The sequence below is a fragment of the Streptomyces sp. NPDC050856 genome (genome assembly GCF_040653855.1).
Classification (GTDB): domain Bacteria; phylum Actinomycetota; class Actinomycetes; order Streptomycetales; family Streptomycetaceae; genus Streptomyces.
Genome location: NZ_JBFAGV010000031.1, coordinates 1 through 20,205, shown reverse-complemented (window position 1 = coordinate 20,205; position 20,205 = coordinate 1). Strand labels below are relative to the sequence as shown.

General features: G+C 74.7%; 20 protein-coding genes. 11 read left to right on the top strand and 9 right to left on the bottom strand.

The window, feature by feature from the left end:
• Window positions 1-362: 362 nt before the first annotated feature.
• Window positions 363-635: a hypothetical protein gene (locus AB0H53_RS23850; protein WP_362116837.1), complete on the bottom strand. Its 273-nt coding sequence runs from the start codon at window positions 633-635 to the stop codon at window positions 363-365.
• Window positions 636-941: 306 nt separating this feature from the next.
• Window positions 942-1,655: a GAF and ANTAR domain-containing protein gene (locus tag AB0H53_RS23845; RefSeq protein WP_362116834.1), complete on the bottom strand. Its 714-nt coding sequence runs from the start codon at window positions 1,653-1,655 to the stop codon at window positions 942-944.
• A 672-nt stretch (window positions 1,656-2,327) separates the two neighbouring features.
• Between AB0H53_RS23845 and AB0H53_RS23840 the strand changes: the two genes are divergently transcribed.
• The 7 genes from AB0H53_RS23840 to AB0H53_RS23810 all read left to right on the top strand — a co-directional run bounded on the left by AB0H53_RS23840 (window position 2,328) and on the right by AB0H53_RS23810 (window position 10,479).
• Window positions 2,328-3,824, top strand: a complete 1,497-nt coding sequence (locus AB0H53_RS23840) for an ABC transporter substrate-binding protein (protein ID WP_362116831.1) — start codon at window positions 2,328-2,330, stop codon at window positions 3,822-3,824.
• Complete coding sequence (locus AB0H53_RS23835) at window positions 3,821-5,539, top strand: ABC transporter permease subunit (protein WP_362116828.1); 1,719 nt, start codon at window positions 3,821-3,823, stop codon at window positions 5,537-5,539. Before AB0H53_RS23840 ends, AB0H53_RS23835 begins: the two co-directional genes overlap by 4 nt.
• Entirely contained in the window at window positions 5,529-6,536 is a 1,008-nt protein-coding gene (locus tag AB0H53_RS23830; RefSeq protein WP_362116825.1) for an ABC transporter ATP-binding protein, read from the top strand. The genes AB0H53_RS23835 and AB0H53_RS23830 overlap by 11 nt, the downstream gene beginning before the upstream one ends.
• Window positions 6,533-7,222 (top strand): dipeptide/oligopeptide/nickel ABC transporter ATP-binding protein, encoded by a 690-nt coding sequence (locus AB0H53_RS23825; protein WP_362116822.1) that lies wholly within the window; start codon window positions 6,533-6,535, stop codon window positions 7,220-7,222. The genes AB0H53_RS23830 and AB0H53_RS23825 overlap by 4 nt, the downstream gene beginning before the upstream one ends.
• The gene (locus AB0H53_RS23820) at window positions 7,219-8,475 is read left to right on the top strand and encodes an MFS transporter (protein WP_362116819.1); all 1,257 of its coding nucleotides are present in this window, start codon (window positions 7,219-7,221) and stop codon (window positions 8,473-8,475) included. The genes AB0H53_RS23825 and AB0H53_RS23820 overlap by 4 nt, the downstream gene beginning before the upstream one ends.
• Window positions 8,476-8,577: 102 nt before the next feature.
• Window positions 8,578-9,783 (top strand): glutamate--cysteine ligase, encoded by a 1,206-nt coding sequence (locus AB0H53_RS23815; protein WP_362116816.1) that lies wholly within the window; start codon window positions 8,578-8,580, stop codon window positions 9,781-9,783.
• Window positions 9,784-9,978: 195 nt separating this feature from the next.
• The gene (locus tag AB0H53_RS23810) at window positions 9,979-10,479 is read left to right on the top strand and encodes a hypothetical protein (protein ID WP_362116813.1); all 501 of its coding nucleotides are present in this window, start codon (window positions 9,979-9,981) and stop codon (window positions 10,477-10,479) included.
• 23 nt (window positions 10,480-10,502) lie between these two features.
• Here the strand turns inward: AB0H53_RS23810 and AB0H53_RS23805 are convergent, their stop codons facing one another.
• The 5 genes from AB0H53_RS23805 to AB0H53_RS23785 all read right to left on the bottom strand — a co-directional run bounded on the left by AB0H53_RS23805 (window position 10,503) and on the right by AB0H53_RS23785 (window position 15,386).
• On the bottom strand, window positions 10,503-10,985 hold the full coding sequence (locus AB0H53_RS23805; protein WP_362116810.1) for a hypothetical protein: 483 nt from the start codon (window positions 10,983-10,985) through the stop codon (window positions 10,503-10,505).
• Between the two features lie 219 nt (window positions 10,986-11,204).
• The gene (locus tag AB0H53_RS23800) at window positions 11,205-11,801 is read right to left on the bottom strand and encodes a hypothetical protein (protein ID WP_362116807.1); all 597 of its coding nucleotides are present in this window, start codon (window positions 11,799-11,801) and stop codon (window positions 11,205-11,207) included.
• 335 nt (window positions 11,802-12,136) lie between these two features.
• A complete protein-coding gene (locus AB0H53_RS23795) occupies window positions 12,137-12,589 on the bottom strand; it encodes a PRC-barrel domain-containing protein (RefSeq protein ID WP_362116804.1) in 453 nt (150 codons plus the stop codon).
• Between the two features lie 231 nt (window positions 12,590-12,820).
• The gene (locus tag AB0H53_RS23790; protein ID WP_362116801.1) at window positions 12,821-13,570 is read right to left on the bottom strand and encodes a trypsin-like serine protease; all 750 of its coding nucleotides are present in this window, start codon (window positions 13,568-13,570) and stop codon (window positions 12,821-12,823) included.
• 592 nt (window positions 13,571-14,162) lie between these two features.
• Complete coding sequence (locus AB0H53_RS23785) at window positions 14,163-15,386, bottom strand: GDSL-type esterase/lipase family protein (RefSeq protein WP_362116798.1); 1,224 nt, start codon at window positions 15,384-15,386, stop codon at window positions 14,163-14,165.
• Window positions 15,387-15,606: 220 nt separating this feature from the next.
• On the opposite strand from AB0H53_RS23785, the gene AB0H53_RS23780 reads away from it, so the two are divergent.
• Entirely contained in the window at window positions 15,607-15,738 is a 132-nt protein-coding gene (locus tag AB0H53_RS23780; RefSeq protein ID WP_362116795.1) for a hypothetical protein, read from the top strand.
• A gap of 408 nt (window positions 15,739-16,146) precedes the next feature.
• Entirely contained in the window at window positions 16,147-16,389 is a 243-nt protein-coding gene (locus AB0H53_RS23775) for a hypothetical protein (RefSeq protein ID WP_362116792.1), read from the top strand.
• 30 nt (window positions 16,390-16,419) lie between these two features.
• On the opposite strand, the gene AB0H53_RS23770 is transcribed toward AB0H53_RS23775, so the two are convergent.
• Both AB0H53_RS23770 and AB0H53_RS23765 read right to left on the bottom strand, forming a co-directional pair.
• Window positions 16,420-17,280: an alpha/beta hydrolase gene (locus tag AB0H53_RS23770; protein ID WP_362116789.1), complete on the bottom strand. Its 861-nt coding sequence runs from the start codon at window positions 17,278-17,280 to the stop codon at window positions 16,420-16,422.
• A gap of 315 nt (window positions 17,281-17,595) precedes the next feature.
• Entirely contained in the window at window positions 17,596-18,072 is a 477-nt protein-coding gene (locus AB0H53_RS23765; protein ID WP_362116786.1) for a hypothetical protein, read from the bottom strand.
• Between the two features lie 329 nt (window positions 18,073-18,401).
• Here AB0H53_RS23765 and AB0H53_RS23760 point away from each other — a divergent pair, with 329 nt between their 5' ends.
• Window positions 18,402-18,662: a GlsB/YeaQ/YmgE family stress response membrane protein gene (locus AB0H53_RS23760; protein WP_362116783.1), complete on the top strand. Its 261-nt coding sequence runs from the start codon at window positions 18,402-18,404 to the stop codon at window positions 18,660-18,662.
• A gap of 665 nt (window positions 18,663-19,327) precedes the next feature.
• A complete protein-coding gene (locus AB0H53_RS23755) occupies window positions 19,328-20,095 on the top strand; it encodes a hypothetical protein (protein ID WP_362116780.1) in 768 nt (255 codons plus the stop codon).
• The last annotated feature ends 110 nt before the right edge of the window (window positions 20,096-20,205 follow it).

The following is a 20,205-nucleotide window of genomic DNA, read 5'->3' as shown; positions in this document are numbered from 1 at the left end:
GGCGTCCGGCGGGGAGTGCCGCGCCGGAGTCCGGGCCGAAACCACGCCGGGTGGGCCGGGCGGCGGCGCGGTGTTCCCACCCGCGCCGCCGGAGCCGTCGGCCCGGGGCCCATGCCCGGGCGGTCACCCGGTGGCCGGGGTGCGCTGTCCGGTCCCATGGATCCGGTTGTGGTGGATCGTGGTGTCGTCGGTGATGTCGCCCGCCGTGGTGGAGCGGCGCCCGCACCCGGCGGTGGGGGCCGGCCAGCAGTCGCCGCCGCACGGCGAACGGTGGCCGCCCCGCCGGCACGGCCCCCGGACGGCACGCGGCCGGCACCGCCCCCGTGCGGGTGCCGGCTCATGCGGGTGCCGGGGATCGCGTGTCAGGTCAGCGGCGCGGCGGACGGCAGCCCGGCGAGGACCTCCGGGTAAGTGGTGCGGACCTTCTGCCGGTCGAACCCGAACTTGTCCATGGCCGTCGAGGTGATCTCGCGCTCGCAGCCGTGGGAGACGAGGTGAACGGTCGGGTCGGTGGTGCTGCGGGCCAAGTGGGCGTAGGCCGTGAGCGGACCGCCGTCGGCGATGTTCTGAAGAGCCGCGAAACCCGCGAGGGCGATCCAGCACCAACCGCACTCCTCCTGCCCCTCCGGGGGCATCACACCGGCTGCCGGTCACCGTGCGGCCGCGGTCCCCGCTGCGCCGGGCCGGCCGGGGGCACGCCGGCTTCGCCGGAGGGACGGGTCGGGACCGGCGCGGGACAGGCCGAGCAGGCCCCGGCGCGCTTCCTCCAGCGGTACCGATGCCGTTCCGGTCGCGCCGGACGCGGTGGCTGCCGTGGGCGATCGCGCCGGTGGCCGGGGCGACGGAGCCGTCACCAAGGGCAGGGGACACACGGACCGGCGGGACCAGGTCGGCGGGACCAGGTCGGCGGAGCCTCGGGCAAACCCCGCGCCGGGGCGCGGTCAGGCGGCGTCGGGTGGGCGGCTCAGGACTTCGGCGGTGATGGCCGCCAGGGTCTGTCCGGTGCGGAACGCCTGGGCGCGCATGAGTGCCAGGGCCTCCTCGGGGCCCAGTCCCCGCCGCGCCGCCACCGTGCCGACGGCACGCCGGGTGTCGAACCAGTGGGCGCGGACGATGTCCTCCGGCTCCCAGTCGGGTGCCTCCCCGCCCGTAATCAACTGGGCGCGGGCGGGCACCAGGGCGGCCGCCACCGCGTCGGCCACATGCGGCCCCTGCCGCATCGTGGCCTCACCGAGGGTGCCGGGGCGCAGGGCGAGAACGTCCAGACTGCCCAGGACGTAGTCCCCGAAGTACACCGGGAACGCGTACACGGCATGAACCTCGGGGAGTTGTTCGCGCATGCTCGCCCCGAACAGCGGCCACGGCGTGGGCGTGCCGGGCAGGTCCTCCGCCACCACCGGCTCACCGCTGGAAGCCGCGCTGATGCACGGGCCCTCCAGGACGGTGAACTGGATCTCCTCCAGGCGCAGCGCCATGGCGTTCGACGCGCCGAGCAACTGGCGGGACGGCGTGTCGGTCAGCAGCGACAGGGTCGCCCCGTCGGCGCCCAGACTCTCGCACACCGCGGCGCACAGCCGTCTCGGCAGCTCGCGCGGCGACACTCCGGCGGTGGCCTCCGTGACCCACCGGGCCGCCCCCATCTCGTCGGCCGTCACCCGGCGCTCCGCTTCGAGGAGGAGTTCCCGGACGGTGGTGGGGCGCCGGTGCCGGCCGCCCGGCGGGGCGGACGGTGGCGGCGCCGGTCGATGAGCGGCGGAGCGCTGTGGTCATTGGCCATGCATGGGGCGTACCCGGCAATCGCCGACTGCAACGCGGTCTCCTGGAGGCGGGGGCCGGGCCTTCTCTCGGCGCCAGGTCCGGCCGTGCCCGCGGGCGCGGCACGGTGCGGCGCGGCGACCGGCCCGGGGGCCGGCGGCGACCGCCTTCGAGCGGACGCTCAAGTGCGCGTGGTCCGCCGGGAAGGGGACCCGGCGGTCGCGGCGGAGCGCGTCGCGGCCCGGCGTGAGCACGCGCCGCGCCCCTCGCGGTCGGCCCGGCAACGGCCCTTGGCAACCGGGGCGCCGCACCGCGCCGTTGGGCTTCCCGGGCGGCCGGCGGCGGGAGGCGGCGCACGAGGCCGCGACGGCCGATGGTCCCCGGACGACGAACGGCGCCCGGACGGCGAACGGCGCCGGCGCCGGAGCGGCTGAGGCCGTCCTCCTGCCCGGTCGCGGCCGGATCCCGGGAAGCCCGCAGGCCCGGCTCACCCAATTATTGAAAACGATTGTCATCGTGTTACGGTCGCGTCTCCCCGTCCCCCGCCGCTCTCCCCGCCCGGAAGGGTTCCCGTGCGCCTGCCCGCCCACCTCCTCCGCATCACCGCGCTGACCTCGGTGTCCGTCCTGCTCACCGGCTGCTTCGCCCCGTCCGGCAGCACCTCCGGAGCGGGTTCCGGCTCAGGCAAGCGCATACGCGTGGCCATGATGAACCCCCCGCGCTCCGGGCTCTCCCCGCTCTCCGACGACGCCTTCAAGCTGTCGCGCTGGGCCACCGCCGAAACCCTCGTCACCCTCGACGCCGACGGCGACGCGCGGCCGGCCCTGGCCACCGCGTGGCGGCGGTCCGGGCGGACCTGGACCTTCACCGTCCGCAGCGGTGTCACCTTCCACGACGGCAGCCCGCTCACCGCGCGGGCCGCCGCCCACTCCTTGACCAAGGCCGCCACCGCCTCGCCGAAGCCCCGCATCCTGGACGGCGTCGACCTCGACGTACGGGCCTCGGGCGACACCACCCTCACGGTCACCACCGCGGTGGAGGACCCGCTCGTCCCGCAGCGGCTCAGCTCACCCCAGTTGTCGATCCTGTCCGCCGGGGCGTACCGCGGAGAGACCGTCAGCCCGGTCGGCACCGGCACCGGTGCCTTCCGGCTCACCGAGGTCCACGGCACCTCGTCGGCCGCCCTCGACCGCTACGACGGTTACTGGGGTACGAAGGCGAAGGCGCCGGGCATCGACGTCACGTTCGTACCGGACGGCACCGCCCGCGCCGCCGCGCTGCGCGGGGGCGAGGCCGACATCGTGGAGGCCGTCCCCGTCTCACAGGCCGCGCTGCTGGACCAGAAGCTGATCACCGAGGTGCCGATGCCGCGCACCAACACGCTCTACCTCAACACCGCCAGAGGTCCCTTCAAGGACGCCGGGCTCAGGGCCGCCGCCCGTGAGGCCGTCGACGCCGGCGCTCTCGTCCGGGGCGTGTACGAGGGGCGGGCCGATGTCGCCCAGGGACTGCTCGGCCCGGCCCTGCCCTGGGCCGCGGACGCGCGCCTCGAACCGGCACGGGGCCGGTCCCGCGACCCGGAGGGCGCCGCGATCACCATCGGCACCTTCACCGACCGCGCCGAACTGCCGGAGGTCGCCCAGACCCTCCAGCAACAGCTCCAGAAGGCCGGCTTCCGGGTGAAGCTGGAGGTGCGCGAGTACGCGAACATTGAAGCGGACGCCCTGGCCGGCGCGTTCGACGCGTTCATCCTCTCCCGGGCGACGGTCCTCGACTCCGGCGACCCGGCCGCGTACCTCTACAGCGACTTCGCCTCCCGCGGCTCCTTCAACCTCTCCCAGCTCGCCGACCCCGCCGTCGACAGGGCCCTGGCCAGGGCGACGGCGGCGCAGGCCGGGGCCGCGCGCCGCAAGGCGGTCATGGCGGCGGAGGCCGCCGTGCTGGCCACCGACGCCGCGGTCCCGCTGCTGCACGAGCGGGTCGTGCAGGGCGACGCGGCGGGTGTCGTGGGTGCCGAGCACGACCCGCGGGAGCGGCTGCTCGTCACTCCGGCCACGCACGTCGAATGAGGGCCGGTGCGACCCGGGCCGCCGGGCTGACCGGCGCGCTCGCCACCGTCCTGACCGTGGTCGGACTGCTGCCGTGGCTCTCCGGCCGGGACCCGGCGCTCGCCCTGCTGCGCGCCAGGTCCGCCGAGCAGGAGGCCACCCCGGAGGCCCTGGACGCCATCCGCGCCGACCTGGGGCTGGACGCCGGGCCCCTGTCGCTGCTGGGCGGTTGGGCCACCGGGCTGGTGCGGGGCGACCTCGGCACGTCGTGGGTGTCCGGCACGGACGTCCTGTCGTCGGTGGCCGGCGCGCTGCGGGTGTCACTGGGCCTGATGGGGGCGGCGCTCGCCGTGGCGCTGGTCGTGGCGGCCGCCGTCGCCGCCCCGGTCCTGGTGCGCGGCCGGGGCACCGCCGGCGCGTTCGCGGCGATGCTCGCCGCCGTACCGGAGTTCCTGCTGGCCACCGTGGGCCTGCTCGTCGCCGGGGTGTGGCTCGGTCTGCTGCCGACGTCCGGCTGGCAGGGGCCCGCGAACCTGGTGCTGCCGGCCGTCGCGCTCGGCGTTCCGGCGGGCGGGCTGCTCGGGCGGCTGGTCGCCGACGCGCTGCCCGCCGTGTTCGCGGAACGGTGGGTGGAGCTGTGGCGGGGTGCGGGCGTCCCGCGGGTACGGATCGCGCACGCCGTGCTCAGACGCGTGACCCCGCCGCTGGTCCCGCAGTTCGGCATGGTCGCCGTGGGGCTCACGGGTGGCGCGGTCGCCGTGGAGACGGTCTTCGCGGTGCCCGGCATCGGGCGTACGTCGCTGGGCGCGGCCAAGTCCCTGGACCTGCCGCTGCTCCAGGGCTCGGTGCTGGCACTGCTCGCGCTGGGTCTGGCCATCGGTGCGTCGGCCGCGCTGGGGAGACGGCGGCTGCTCGGCCCGGGGCTGCGGAACGCGGGGCTGACCCTGCCCGCCGCCCGGCCGGCCCGCCTCGCCCCCGCCGTGCCCGCCGTCCTGGCGGCCGTTCTGGTCGCCGTGGTCGGGTGGGGGCTGCTGCGCGATCCGTACGCCGTGGACACGGCCGCCCGGCTCGCCCCGCCGTCCCCGGGCCACCCGTTGGGCGCGGACGGCCTCGGGCGTGACGTGCTGGCCCGGCTCGGGCACGGGGCGGCGGCGACGGTCGGGACGGCGACCGCCGTGTGCGCGCTCAGCTGGCTGCTCGCGGTCACCCTCGGCTTCGCACCGAACGTGACGTCGGGCCTGTCCGACATCGCCAACGCGCTGCCCCCGGTGATCGTCGGTCTCCTCCTCGCCGCCGTCCTCGGTCCGGGAACGGGCGGCGCCGCGCTCGCCGTGGCCCTCATCTCCTGGCCACCGCTCGCGGGGCACGCCGCCGCCCTGACCGAGGAGGTGCGGGCGTCCGGATTCCTGCTGGCCCAGCGGGCGATCGGGGCGGCACCCGGCTGGATCCTGTGGCGCCACGTCCTGCCGTCGGTCGCGGCCCCGGTCGCCCGCCACGCCGTGCTGCGCCTGCCGGGCACGGCTCTGGCCCTGGCCTCGCTCGGCTTCCTGGGCCTCGGCGCCCAGCCGCCGGCCCCGGAGTGGGGGCTGCTGCTGGACGAGTCGCGCTCCTATGTGGAGCGGGCGCCCTGGGCGGCGCTGGCCCCCGCCGGGGCGCTGGCCCTGCTGGCGGGCCTGGCGGTGTCACTGTCCTCGTACACCGGGACGAACCGGAAGGAGCTCTCCCATGGCCACTGAGCCACTGCTGTCCGTGCGGGACCTGCGGGTGGGTTTCGGGCCCGGCGACGCCGTGCGCGGGCTCTCCTTCGACGTGTACGCGGGTGAGGTCCTGGCCCTGGTGGGCGAGTCCGGGGCGGGCAAGTCCCTGACCGCGCGGGCCGTGCTCGGCATGCCCCCGCCCGGTGCGGAGGTACGCGGCAGCGTCCGGCTGCGCACGCCCGGTGGTGCCCGCGAACTGGTCGGCGCCCGGGCACGGGACCTGCGCGCCCTGTGGGGTCGGCAGGTGGCGCTCGTACCGCAGGACGCGCTGTCCGCGCTGTCGCCGGTGCACCCGGTCGGCGACCAACTGGCCGCCGCCGTGCGCTCCGTACGGCACCCCTCGCGGCCTTCCCGGAACGACGCGCGGGCCCGGGCCGCGCTGGCACTGGAGCGCGTCGGCATCCCGGCGGCCAGGAGCGGCGCGTATCCGCACGAGCTGTCCGGCGGGATGCGGCAGCGCGCCGTGATCGCCATGGCGACGGTCCACGAGCCCCGGCTGGTCGTCGCCGACGAGCCGACCACCGCCCTCGACCCGGACCTGCGCCACCAGGTGCTCCAGGTGCTCGGCGAGCGGCGGAAGGCGACCGGCGCGGCGCTCGTCCTGGTCACCCACGATCTGGAGGCGGTGCGCCAGCACGCCGACCGGGTGCTCGTCGTGTACGCCGGCTGCCAGGTCGAGTCGGGACCGGTGGCCCGGGTGTTCGAACGGCCACGGGCCCCGTACACCGCCGGGCTGCTGGCCTCCCTGAGCCCCACCGCGCGGGGTCGCCGCCTCCCCGTGATCGGTGGCGCGCCGCCGGCGCCCGGGACACTTCCCCCCGGGTGCGCCTTCGCACCGCGCTGCCCGCTCGCCGAGGACCGCTGCCGTGCCGAACGCCCCGCGCCCCGGCCCGTGGCGGACGGTCACCAGGTCGCCTGCCACCGCCACCGCGACATCCCCGAAGACGCCACCGACCTGTTCCGGGAGCCCGTGTGACCGCCCCCCTGCTGGACGTGCGCGACCTCGTCGTACGGTACGGACCGACCGTGGCCGTCGACCACGTCTCCTTCGACCTGCGCGCCGGGGAGACTCTCGCCCTCGTCGGACCGTCGGGCTGCGGCAAGTCCTCCACCGCCGCCGCCGTGCTCCAGCTGCGCCGCCCGGCGGGCGGTCAGGTGTGGTTCCGGGGCCGGGAGCTGACCGGTCTGGGCGAGCGCGAGCTGCGGCCACTGCGCCCGGCGATGCAGCCCGTGTTCCAGGACCCGTACGGTTCCCTCAGCCCCCGCCGCAGCATTCGCCACGCCGTCGCCGAACCCCTGCGCGTACAGGGCCGCTGGGATCCCGCCACCGGTCCGGCCCGGGTCGCCGAACTGCTCGCCATGGTCGGTCTCGACGACGGCGCGCACGGTGGCCGGCTGCCGCACCAACTGTCCGGCGGCCAGTGCCAGCGCGCCGGGATCGCCCGCGCGCTGGCGAGCGAACCGGAGCTGCTGGTCCTCGACGAGCCGGTCTCCGCGCTGGATCCGTCCGTCCGCGCAGGGATCCTCAACCTCCTCGCCGACCTCCAGGAAAGGCTGCGGCTCGGTTTCCTCTTCATCTGTCACGACATGGCGCTGGTACGGCACTTCGCCGACCGGACCGCCGAGATGCGGGCGGGCCGGATCGAACGGATCCACCCGTGACCCCGCTCGGCCGCCTCCTGGTGACCAGCCAGTTCGCGTTCAACCTCGGTTTCTTCGCCGTCCTCCCCCACCTCGGCCAGCACTTGAGCGGCTCGCTGGGACTGGGCGGCTGGCTGGTCGGCCTCGTGCTCGGCCTGCGCACCTTCAGCCAGCAGGGTCTGTTCGTGGTCGGCGGTGTGCTCACCGACCGGTTCGGCCCCCGTCCGCCGGTGCTCACCGGCTGCGCCCTGCGGGTGGCCGGTTTCCTGTGGCTGGCCGCCGCGGAATCGGTGTGGTCGGTGACGGGCGCCGTCCTGCTGGTGGGTTTCGCGGCCGCGCTGTTCTCCCCCGCCGTGGAGTCGGAGATCGCGCGGGAGGCGGTACGCCACGAGGCGGCCACCGGCACGCCCCGCACCCGGCTGCTCGCCCGGTTCTCGGCGGGCGGCCAGGCGGGCGCCCTGCTCGGCCCGGTGCTGGGCCTGCCACTGCTGCACGGCGGGTTCGGCACGGCCTGTCTGGCGGGGGCGGCGGTCTTCGCCCTCGTACTGGCCGGTCACTGGCGGCTGATGCCGCGCGCGGAGCCGGTCCCGGACCGCCGCCGGTCCGCCGCACCACCCTCCGGGCGGCCCACCGCGCGCCGGCTCCTGCGCGACCGCCGCTTCCTGGCCCTGGCCCTGGCGTACTCCTCCTACCTGCTGGCCTACAACCAGCTCTATCTCGCGCTGCCCGCCGAGCTGGAGCGGGCGACGGGTTCCCAGGCCGCGCTCGGCTGGCTCTTCGCCCTGTCGTCCCTGCTCGTGGTCGCCGGGCAGCTTCCGCTGGAGCGGTGGGCGGCCCGGCTGTCCTGGGGGGCCTCGGTCCGTACCGGCCTCCTGCTGATCTGCGGCGCGTTCGCGGCGGCCGGCGCGCTGCGCCCGGCGGGCGGCCTGTGGGCGTCGCTGGCGTTCGTGGTGCTGCTGACGCTGGGCCAGATGCTGGTGGTGCCCGCCACCCGGGCCTGGCTGCCCGACCTGGCCGGTGAGCGCCGCCTCGGGCTGTACACGGGCGCTCTGTCGTCCCTGTCGGGGCTGGTGGTCCTGGCGGGCGGCGCCCCGGCCGGGGCGTTGGTGGAGGCGGGGGGCGTGTGGTCCTGGCCGGTCCTGGCGGCCGTGCCACTGGCCGGGCTCGCCCTGGTGCCGACCGGGTCGGGGAGCGCGCGTGCGGCCACCTCCCCGGCTCCCCCGGCCTCCGCCTGCCCGGCGGACCGCCCGGGTCCGGCCGGCCGGGGGCGGTGAGGGCCCCGGTCGGGTTCCGGCCGGGGGCCGGGCGGATGGGCGGGGGACGATGTCGCTTTTGCGTTCTGCCCGGCGTCCACGGCACATGACAGCATCGTGACCATGACGAGCAGAGGGCACACGCCGCCCGGCCCGCCGGAGCCGTCCGGCGCGGAGCCCGGCCGGAGCGGATCCGTCTCCGGAGGGCTGGCCCCCCTGACCATGGGGGCTGAGGAGGAGTACCTCCTGGTCGATCCGGCATCGCGGCTGCTGAGCGCCGAGGCGGGGCAGGTGGTGGCGGAGGCCGCCCGCGCACTCGGCGACCGGGTCACCACGGAGCTCACGCGGTACCAGGTCGAGGCGCGCACCGACCCGCACACCAGCCTCGCCGCGTTCGGCGAGCAGGTGCGGTCCATGCGGACATCGGTCGCGAGGGCCGCCGCGAACAGGGGTCTGCGTATCGTCTCCAGCGGAACCCCCGTGCTCGGCCAGTCGCACCCGCCGCCCCTGACCGCGGACCCCCGCTACGCGCGGAGTGCCGCGATGTTCCGTGCGTTGGACGACGAGCAGAGCGCCTGTGCCTGCCACATCCACGTGGGCGTGCCCGATCTGGCCACCGCCCTTCAGGTCAGCAACCACCTGCGGCCGTGCATTCCGGTGCTGATCGCGCTCGCGGCCAACTCGCCGTACTGGGACGGCCGGGACACCGGGTACGCCAGTTGGCGCACGCCGCTCTGGGGGCGGTGGCCGGTGGCCGGCCCGCCGCCGTACTTCGCGTCCCCCGCCCACTTCGAGAGTCTCGTCGCCGACCTCATCAGCACGGGCAGTGTGCTGGACCGCGGTGGCCTGTACTGGGACATCCGGCCCTCCCACCATGTGCCGACCCTGGAGTTCCGCGTGCCCGACGCGACCGCCACCGCCGACGAGACCGTGCTGCTCGCCGGGGTCGTCAGAGCGATGGTCGCCACCGCGCTCCGGGCCATCGAGGCCGGGGAGCCCGCCTTCCGGCCCGGCCCGGAGATGCTGCGGGCCGCCTGCTGGCGCGCGGCACGTGACGGCCTGACCGGTGCGGGCATCGACCTGGCCACCGGCCGTCTGTCGCCCGCCGTCACCCAGGTGGACCAGCTCCTGGCCCGGCTGCGCCCGGCGCTCCGGCAGCACGGCGACACGGACGTCGTCCATGCCATCTGGTCGCGGCTGCGCGCCGAGGGCGGGGGCGCCGACAGGCAGCGCGCGGCCCACCGGCGGCGTGCCAGCCTCACCGGCGTCGTCGACCACCTGATCGAAACGACCGCCCCGACCGGCTCGGGCAGCGCCCGGCTCCGGTGAGTCCCGCCTGCCGGCACGGGCCTCCGTCCGGCCACGGTGCGCGGGCCCACGGAACCGGGCCCGCCCACGGTGCGCGGCGTTGCCCGCCCGCGAAGGCCCCGCTTCCTGGACGGTGCGGCGCCAAAGGGCCGTCGCGGGTCAGGATTTCCCACTTCCGGAGTGAACGTACGGCCACCGGGCCGCGTCCTTCCGGACGTGATCGAACTACTCGACCCCTACAGTGATGACGACTCCGGCAAGCCCGTGCCGCCGGCCCCGCTGTGGCGCCACGCCCTGTGGGTGGTGGGCACCGCCGCGGTCGGGGTGTTCCTGGGCTGGACGAGCTCCCTGTTCCGCATCGGTCCGGAGGAGTACGGGCTGCCGTCCGCCCTTCCGGGGGCGCTCTGGCCGTACTTGGCCGCCTGGGCGGCCACTGGTCTGATGGTGGCGGCCGCGCTGCGCGCCGCCGCCACCCGGGCCCCGGTCTACGCGGCGGGCCGGATCGCGATCCTGCTCACCGCCCTGGGCACCCGGCTCTCACTGGGTTGGCGACCGGAGGCACCGGTGCTGGGCGCGATGGTGGCGGCCGCCCTGGCGGCGGCGGGCGTCTGGTGTGCCCTGGCACTGCGTCCCGGCTCCCGCCCGGCCGGCTCCGGCTCCGGCTCCGGTGTCAGTGGGGGCGCGGCGGGTGGACAGGACCGGGCGACCGGCGCCTGAGGCCCACGCCCTGTTCGCCGCGCTCACGCCCGGGCATGGGAACACGGCGCGTCGCTCGCGGTGGCGGCGATCCGCATACGGCGAAACAGATCGCGAGTGACGCGCCGCTCCAGCGTGGTGCGCCACACCAGGTCCGGATAGCGGGCGCGCAGATGCGACAGTGCCCTGGTGCCCAGTCCGCTGTCCTGGAACTGGTCCTCGATGACCACCCCGGTGATCACGCCCGCGGCGCATTCGTCGCAGACCCGGAACGTCACCTGCCCGACCACCTTCCGGATGTGCACCAGCAGCAGGCACCACGCACCACGTCCCTGCGGCGCCGGAGACTGCAGGAGCTCGATGTCGCGGTACGCGAGGATCCTGCGGCGCCACCTGCCGCGCAGGGGTGTGGAACGCCGGTGCTTGGCGCCTCTGGCGCGCTCCTGGACGAGGCCGCCCGGCCTCGACAGCACGGAGTGCAGCAGACGTGGTCCGGCGGTCGTGGCACGCGCGTGGTGTCCCTGCATGCGCTTCCGTGTGCCCGGCGGTGTCCGGGCCAACCCTCCGGCCTCATCGGCGGCCCGCCGCCCGGGACGTCCGGCGTGCGGGCCGGGGGCCGTCCCCCGGGCAGCGCGGCGGCCGGGCGCCCGCCGTGGAGGGCGGCACCGCGACGCGGCGGCCCGGGACGCCGAGTCCCGGGCCGCCGGCCCCGGGCGTTCGGTACGCCGGCGGGCCCGCGCGTCTCCTCAGTGCATCCCGTGCCAGTGCGGCATGGGGGGCATGACCGGCGCCATGGAGCGGGCGCGCTGCCACATGCCGCGCGCCTGTTCGTCGGGGCGCTGCTGCTCGCCGTGCAGGGCGTTGAGGACGAGCAGGCCGCCGGTGAGCGCGGGGACCGCCCACTGCATGCAGGCGAGCTGACGCTGGGCCTTGTCGGTGTCGACGGGGTGCTTGGCCGCCTTCTCGGCGTCCTCGGGGCTGTCGGAAGCCGCGAGTTCGATCTTCTTGCCCAGCACACGGCTGTAGGCGGTGGCGGCCAGGGCGGCGCCGGTCAGGACCGTCTTGGCGAGGGTGGAGGCGGCCACGCCCTGCTGGGTGACGACCCGGGTGGCGTTCGACGCCAGCATCCCGCTGGCTCCGACCAGGTGAACGGCGATCGCGGCGGCGTTGACCGGTGTCCACTTGGCCCACCCCGCGCTGGCGATCCGGGCGGTGTTCCGCCATGTTCCGCCCTCGGTGACAGCGGCGCCGTTCAGACCCACCGCGCCCATCAGTGAACCGCCGAACCATGCGGCCAACCCGAGATCGTGCATACTGCGCAGTCCGGTAACGCGTTCCGTCATCTCATCCGCTCCCTCGCGTGGGCACCACGACGCCGGCGGGCCGCCGGCGCTCTCCCCACCGTTGCCCGTGCCGGGCGCGACTGCATGCGGGGATGGTGCGAACGGAGCACTGCCCGGGTGAGGGGCTGCCCGGTGGGCGGCACGCGGAGCCGGGTCCCGAGCCCGTGGCCGCTGCCCTCAGGGCTCCCCCGGAGCCGCCGGGGCGGGCTCCGGATCCGCGTACCGCCCATACCGCCCGTGGCCCCGGGGCGCCGGGGTGCCCGGGCGTCGGGGCACCGGGTGCGAGTCGACACCGCCCTTTCGTGGGGGTGGGCGGCCGGCTCACCCGAGCGGTGTCACGCGGCCCCGTCGGAGAAGAGGCGCAGTCGCGTCCGGGTCGCCTCCTGCCCGCCGGAACCCGCCTGGATGTCGCTCGCCCGGTCCATCCGCGACCAGCCCGTGCCTGGCTCCGCGTTCACCTCGTCCCGTACGTCCCGGAGGCCGAAGCAGGTGAGGAGCCTCTCCTCGTCCGCCACGGACAGCACGATCCGCCCTCGCACCTCCACCTTCGCCGCGGCCTCGATCACGGCCGCGGGGAACGGGACCTGGACGTGGTCACCGAGGTGGACGGCGTCCCGCAGCGGAACGACGACATCACCCGGCCCCGACGAGTCGCTCCGCAACCAGGCCCACTCGGCCCTGCCGGTGGTGTCGTCCACCAGGACGTGGACCACGTCTCCCACCTTCGGCCCGTCGGCGGTACGGACCGGCTGACCGACCAGATCCGTGAGCTGCTCCTGAGTAATCACTGCCGCTCCTGAACTGCCCTGCCGCGCTACCTGTCCCGGCCCGCCTTGCCCGGCATCCGTCCGGCAAACGGCCTCGTGGCCATGTCCTCGGCCGGGCCGCCGGACACCCGTCGGCCCGGGCGGCCGGGGCGGTCGCTCCCGGGTGCTCCGTCGCCCGGTCCCGCGTCGCCACGGAACCGGCGAAGCAGCCGCAGCAGGTGGCGCTGCGACTGCTTCGTGGGGCGGGGCCGGTCAGACGCCGGCGACGCTCTGTATCCAGGAGCGGTACGCGGTCACGTTCGTGTACGCGGTGGTGGTCTGGCGGTCGCTGGTGGAGGCGACGCCGACCTGCACGCCGTTCGCCATCATCGGGCCGCCCGAGTCGCCGCCCGCCGTGATGCCGTTGCCCCGGCGGGCGCAGATGGCGGAGCCGTTGTAGGCGTCGCGGCAGCCACCGGTGACGATGACATCGGCCACCTTCAGGTACTGCGACTGGCAGTTGGCCTCCGAGCCGCACTGGGAGGTGGCTCCCCAGCCGTACACCTGCACGGTCTGGTTCACCGACACCGAGCCCGGCTGACCGAGGCGCGCGTAGGTGCCCGCGACGGAGCGGTCGAGCTTGACCAGCGAGAGGTCCGAGGACGCGTTGTTGTAGATGCCGACGCCGTTGGCCACGGTGCCGCCCGTGGTCTGGTCGAGGCTGCCGATGCGGAACGACAGCCCGCCGCCGGTGACGCAGTGCTTGGCGGTGAGGATCCAGGTCGGGGCGATGATCGAGGCACTGCAGGTCTGCCGGCCGTTGGAGAACAGGCGGGCGGCCCAGGGGGCGTTGTTGGCGTAGCCTCCGCCGATGATCGGCTGGACGGCGGTCTCGGACGCGACGACGGGCGCCGGCCCGGACGCCGACGGCTGAGCCGTCGCGGTGGGGGCGATCGCGAGCACGGAGAGCGCGGTGGCCGCGAGGGCGGGGATCAGTCCGGTGATTCGCACGTTCTTCTCCATTGTGTGGGGGTTGGAGCGTCCTTCATGAGGACTGGCCGCATAAATATGCGGGCAGATATGCACGCAAGGCCGGGGTAAGCCTGTCGCGTTCATGCCATGTGCGGCTGCGGTGAATCTCCCAGACGAACAATCGCCGGCGCAAGGGGTTTGCGCCGGGCACTTGCCGCCCGGCACCCCCCGGCGGAACCCGCCGCACACCCTTTTCCCAGTTCAGACTGGGTACATCGAATGTGGAACGAGGGCGCGGAAATTAAGGCTGCGCCAAAAGGCCCTCCCGCCCGGGGCCGGCGGCCCGCTGCGGACGAGCGGCCGTTTTCGGGCGGGCCGGGGTCGGAGCGGGCGACACGGGCCCCGAACGCCGGCCGACACTCGGCGACAATCGCGCGTGTAGACATGCATTTTAACGAATAATCAAGCCGAATGACCTGGTCTGGACCAACCTGCGCCAAAAGGTGGTTCCGCCCGTTCCATCGGGATACGGCCGGTGGTACCGCGGAGGACGCCCATCCCGGCACACCCCGGGTCCGTCGCCCGGTCGCGGCCCCGGTGCGGCTCGATACCGTGCCCGGAACCGCGCGCGGTAACCCTTCCCTCAGGCCGGCCCGGTGGCGAAGGGGCCACCGGAGCCGAAGGCCAGGGCGGCGAAGCGCTCACCGATGCGGCGGTGCGCGGCGGCGTCCGGGTGCAGCCCGTCCGGCAGCGGCAGTTCGGCGAAATCCGCCTCGCCGTAGAGGTCACGGCCGTCCAGGTAGTGCAGACACGGGTCGTGGACCGCCCGTTGCCGCACGAGGCGGGCCAGTTCGTCCCGGATCACATTGAGGGTGAGCTTCCCGGCGGCCCGCTCCGCGGGATCACCCGTGGCCCGGAACCTGAGCCTGCCCGCGCCCAGTTCGCTGAAGTCGGGCGCGCTGGGGCCCGGGGTGTCCTCGTGGACAGGGCACAGGATGGGCGAGACGACCAGCAGCGGAGTGGTGGGGTGGCCTTCCCGGATGGTGTCGAGGAAGCCGTGCACCGCCGGGCCGAAGGCGCGCAGACGCATCAGGTCGGTGTTGACGAGGTTGATACCGATCTTGACGCTGATCAGGTCCGCGTCGGTGTCGCGCAGGGCCCGGGCGGTGAACGGGTCGAGCAGGGCGCTGCCGCCCAGTCCCAGGTTGGTCAGCTCCACACCACCGAGGCGAGCGGCCAGCGCGGGCCAAGTGGTGCTGGGGCTCGCGGCGTCGGAGCCGTGACTGATCGAACTGCCGTGGTGCAGCCACTTTTTATTGCCCGTGTCCGGTACGGGCTCGACGGGGGCGTCGGTGCGCAGGGCGACGAGCTGGGTGATCTCGTTGTGGGGCAGCCAGATCTCGATGTCCTTGACGCGGCCGGGGAGACCGGAGAACCGGACGGTGCCCACCGGGCCGGGTTGGGTTTCGGCGGTCCCGGTGACCATGTCCACCAGGAGGACGTTGCCGCCGGGCACACTTCCCTGACCGGCGGGTCGGCCGTCGACCAGCAGGTCGTACACGCCATCGGGACGGGGCGGGGCACCCCGGTACGCGTTCTTGGTACGGAGCGCGTCCAGCTCGACGGCGGTGGCCCGGGTGCGGAACACCAGCCGTACGCCGGAGGGCTGGGCCTCAGCCATGGCCAGTTGTCCGTCGGCGCACTGTGCTCGGGCACGGGCGGGCAACCGGTGCGGGAGGATCCCGTGTTCGGTGCGCTCCAGGTCCAGCGCGCCCCGCAGGACGGCCGTGGTGATGGGTGTGGTGATCCAGGCGGTCGCCCGGCCCCCGGGGGGAGCGCCGGAGACACCGTCGAGCCAGTCGTTCATGGTGGCATTCTGCTGGTCGGACGCATCGCCCGCCCCATGTTTTTCCGCCCACCCCCACCGCCGGCTTCAGGTCCGGCGAGGCTCGGGATCCGGTGCGGGTCCTGTGCGGTGCCGCGGCGCGGGTGTGGTGCGGCGCGGGCCCGGTGCGGCGTGCATTCGGCTCGGGAGCGGTGGCTACGAACGGGCTCCTCCCTGGGCGCCGGCTCGTATGCTGTCGGTCATGGCAGACACTCCGCACGGGGACGGCGCATGGCCCCAGGGACGCAACCCGCAGCGCCGCGGGATCGGCGTGCTCGGCTGGGCCTTGCTGGTCCTGCTCGTGGTCGCGCTCCTCACTCTGGGCCCGCGCTGACCCGGCCCCCGCGATGGGAACCACCGTCCGGCCGTGGGTCGAGCCGTCGGTACTCGCCGCGATGGACGAACGGTGGTCACGGCCGGGCAGCGGCCGCCAGGGTGTCCAACCGACGCGCTGACGCAGGTGTGGTGTCGCCGAACACTCCGTCCCCGCCCTCACCTGACCGGGGCCGACACCCCCGCGCCCCCGAGTCGTTCGCACGCACCCGGCGCCGCTCCCCGCGCGGTACCGGCACGGGCGAACGGGATGGCCGGCCGTCTCCTCCCGTATGACCCGCGCCTATGCCAGCCCCTTATGCCCTGGGTACGGGCAAGATGGCGATTGGATATCGGAACGGTGCCACGGCATTGCCTCGCGGCCGGTCGATGGGTTTGACCCGGCATGTGGAGCACTCACCACGCCGTCATGGACGGCACCCCTGCGCTCGGCGCGGACGAATTGCCCTGCCCGTTCTGCGCCAGCCTGTTCAGCCCCGGCGGCACCCAGGGCCGTGGGGCTTACGGGCCGCCACCGACGGCCCGTGAGCCGGCGGCCGACCCGCTCACCGGTGCGGGCGCCGTGCGGCTCCGCGCGGTCACGCTCAGGTGGTGCGCCGTCGCCGTCACCATCATCGCCGCCGTCGTCCTGGCGATCCCGCACGCGAGGTGACACGAACGGGAGGACGACCTGGGCGGCCCCTCACTCGCCGAAGAACCCCGCCAGGGCGCCGGCCACTGACTCGGGCGCCTCCTCGGCCATGTGGTGCCCCGAGTCGATCCCGTGTCCCCGCACGTCGTCGGCCCAGTGCCGCCAGATCTCCACCGGGTCGCCGTACAGCTCTTCGAGGTCGTCCCGCTCGGACCACAGGACCAGCGCGGGGCAGCGGACTTTCCCGCCGGCGGCTCGATCGGCCGCCTCGTGCCGCGCGTCGATGGTGAGCCCGGCGCGGTAGTCCTCCAGCATGGCCCGCACCACGTCGGGGTTCCTCGTCGCCTCGCGCCACTCGTCGTGGTTCTCCTGGCCCATGGTCCGGGGGTCGCCGCTGTACCAGCCGTCCGGGTCCGCGTTGATGACCCGCTCGGGAACTTCCGGCTGGGCGAAGAAGAACCAGTGCCACCACTGGGTCGCGAACCTGGCGTCGACGCGCGCCAGGTGCTCCGTGAGGGGCAGGCAGTCCATCAGGGCCGCGCGGGACACCGCGGCGGGGTGGTCGAGGGCAAGGCGGAGAGCGACGCTGCCGCCCCGGTCGTGCCCGGCGACGCCGAACCGTGTGTGCCCCAGCGAACGCATCACCTGCACCATGTCCTTGGCGACCGCGCGCTTACTGTGGGCTGAGTGGTCGGCGGTGGGCGCGGGACCACGGGAGCGCCCGTACCCCCGCAGGTCGGGACAGACGACGGTGAAGCCGCGTTCGACCAGGCGAGGGGCGACGCGGTGCCACGTCGCGGAGGTGCGGGGGTGGCCGTGCAGCAGGAGCACGGGCGGACCGTGCCCCCCGTGGCGTACGAAGATGGACGCCTCGTCCACGTCGACCGTCTCGGCTTCGAACTGTTCGAACATGACACCAGCATCTCTTACGGCGTTCCTTGCCGTGAGCGGTTCGGCGGTCCGTCCGTGGGGCGGGAGGCGCTGAGGTGACGGAGGCCCGCACCGCCGGGTGTAGGGAGGAGACCGCGCGCGGAGCTCCCGCCCCGGGGGGCGTGCGTTGGCTGCCCCCACAGCGAGGAGTCCGATGAGCACCGGTCGCGCACGACCGTTCGCGTACGCGGCCCGGCTCGGCCCCGAGGTCCCGACGCTCGACGGGGGGCCGTTCCGCCGGGACGCGCGGCGGCCGGGCAGGCGCAGGCCCCCGGGCCCGGGGGCCGCGCCGGCGGCTCAGCCCTTGTCGAGCTCGTCGGCGAAGGCACGCAGTGCGTCGGCCAGTTCCTTCTTGGTGGGCAGCTCGTCGACCTTCCGGTTCAACTCGTCGACGCGTGCGCTGAGACGGGCGAGGTCGGGCGGGGTGGCCGGGTCGGTGGGACCGGGGCTCGCGGAGAAGGTGGGGCTCGGCCCGTCGTCGCCGCCGGTCTGCCCGCCGGAGACGGCGCCACCGTCCGTGCTTCCCCCGCTGTCCGCGCCTTCGACGTCGGCACCGCCCACCGAGCCGCCGCTGACCATGCCGGCGGTGCCGTCGTCGGGCGGGGTGGTCGGCTGGGGCTGTGCGGTGACCGGAGGTGTCGTCGGCTCACCGCCCGGCGGTTCGTCGGTGGCCCCGGCGGCGAGGGCTCCGCCGATGCTGAGGACCGCCGCCACCGCCGTGCTGGCCACAGCCACGGCGATTCGTCTCGTACGCATGTTCCGTGTGGGTGTCATGGGGTGGAACGTAGCGGTGCCCCCGGGACGGATGGAGAGCTTCCGGTGAGTTCGCACAAGAGGAGTCGCCGGCTCCAGGAACAATCCGCGCACCGGGGTTCTCATCCCGATCCGCCCCCCGGGGCGCGGCCGGGCCACCGCGCGCACCCCAGCCGCCCTGCGCGGCCCCGGCCCCCTCAATTCGCTTGGCTGGCACGGCACTTCGACGGTTCGGGAGGCCGATGTCGAGGACAGCGCACGTGCCGGTCAAACATGGCACGCGTGAGGTGGCGTTGAGAGGGCAGGCGGAGACGTAACGAAGGACAGAACATTGGACGGAAGGAGTGGCCGTGTCGTTTCTCTGGGCCATCATCGCGGGACTCATCATCGGTCTGTTGGCCAAGCTCGTCGTTCCCGGACGCCAGCCCATCCCGCTGTGGCTGACGGTCCTTCTCGGTATCGTCGGCGCGGTCGCCGGCAACGCGCTGGCCACGGCTTTCGGTGTACGTGACACCGGGGGCATCGACTGGATCCGTCACATCTTCCAAATCGGCATCGCCGCCGTCCTCATCGCTTTCGTCACCCCGCTGTGGGCCCGACGACACGCCTGACCCGGCCCCCTGCCGGCAGCCCCGCCCACCGCGTCGCCGGTCGGCGGGGCGCTTTGTCGCGTGACCGGCGACAGCTTCGCTGAACCACCCGGACCGGTGGCTTTTCCGTATCCGCGTTGACCCCGCCCGGCCGGCCCCGGCCCGGCCCACCCGACCGCTGACCCGGCCGTTCGACGGCCGGGCGGGAAGCCCACCGTTCCACACGGACAGGCCCCTCTACCCCGTCCCGGGTCAGTGGATCCGCGCACGTCATCGGCCCTGTTGGTCGGCCACTTCACCCCCGGAGGACCACACGTTGCCCGGCGGCGCCCGATGGGGCGCTCAGGCCGCATGCGGCGGGAACGGGAGTGTTGCGTCCGGCCGCCCCGCCGCCGTGCGGGTGCGTCCGCGACACACTTGCCACGGGCATGGGTTCAAGCGCCCGGAACGTGGCATCGGCGCGACGGGACAGAGGTGTCGTGGGCCGTCGGCGCCCCCCGGATTCCCAACGCCCCGCCGTCATGTACAGGGCTCTCCTTGCCGCGACGGTGTTGACACCTCGGCCCACTGCGCCCATTGTCACCGCTACCCGGACTCTCTCCACCGGCGAATTACCGCAACGCAACAGGATTAGGCTGCACGTCAGCGGCCACCATGAGGCGCAGGCAGATCAGGAAAGGTGCACCATGACTTCCACAGCCGGCACACCGAACAGCATCGCAGCGACAACAGCTCTGCTGGAAGGCGAACTCCCACTGCTGGAACAGCGCCAGCAAGCCCTGGAGAAGGAACTCGCCGCTGTCAGCGACCGGGCCGACTCGGTACGCACCGCCCTCAGCGCCCTGCACGCCCTGGCCAGTGGGAGCCCGGTGCAGGCGGCCGCCGCTCCCACCGGCGAGCCGGGCACCGAGCCAGTCACCGAGCCGGTCGTCCCCTCACCTGCGACCGAGGCCGAGCTCGCCACCGGTCCCAAGATGGCACCGCCGTCGGACGAAGAGCCCAGCGCCACCACAGAGCCCGAGCCGGAGCCCCAGCCGGGCCCCGAGCCGAAGTCCGAGGCGAAGGAAAAGGCACCGGCCGCACCCCGCAGGGCCCGCAAGGCGACCGCCCGGCGTCAGCAGCCGGCCGCCGCAGCGCCGCGGACGCGCCGCCCCGCCACAAAGACCACAACGGCCAAGAAGACCACAACTGCCAGGAGCACCAAGGCCACGACGGCGAAGAAGACCGCCGCCCCCGTTGCCGACGCGGACAACGGCAACCTCACCGAGCAGGTGCTCGGTGTGCTGACGGCCTCCGGCGACAGCCCCGTGCGCGCCCGAGACGTCGCCAAGGCCGTCGGGCGCCCCGACACACCCGGCAGCATCAACACCGTACGCAGCACCCTGGATCGTCTGGTGGCGACCTCCCGCGCCCGGCGCGCCGGCCGTGGCCTCTACCAGGCCTGGACCAAGTAGCGCCTCCCGGCGCCCGGCCCAGCCCCCGGGCCGGGCGGGGGGGGGGGGGGGTCAGCGCCGGCCGCGCCGCCCCCGCCCGCCCCCCCCCCCGCCCCCCCCCCACCAACCCC